Below are 256 nucleotides of genomic sequence, written 5' to 3'. Positions count from 1 at the left end.
CCTCTCGGCGAGCTCCACGAGCACTGAGGGCAAGCCGGTCGTCCTCGCGGAGACCGTGGCCCTCGCGGTCGATCGCGCGCTCCTCCGCTATGACCGGAACGGCGACGAGCACTACGACGTGATCAGCGCATTCATCAAGTCCGTGCGGGGATCGGATGTCGACGCCGCGCTCCACTACCTGGCCAGGATGATCGAGGCGGGCGAGGATCCGCGGTTCATCGCGAGGCGCATCATCGTCAGTGCCTCAGAGGACATC

The 256-nt window shown here is 66.4% G+C and carries 1 protein-coding gene; it reads left to right on the top strand.

What is annotated here, in order from left to right:
- A partial coding sequence (locus WDW90_RS40115) for an AAA family ATPase (RefSeq protein ID WP_488803342.1) occupies window positions 1-256 on the top strand: 256 nt, incomplete at both ends.

Source organism: Methylobacterium nigriterrae, from assembly GCF_037106235.1.
GTDB classification, from domain to species: domain Bacteria; phylum Pseudomonadota; class Alphaproteobacteria; order Rhizobiales; family Beijerinckiaceae; genus Methylobacterium; species Methylobacterium nigriterrae.
Note: the sequence above shows the minus strand (reverse complement) of the source record. Positions and strands in the feature narration are given on the sequence as shown.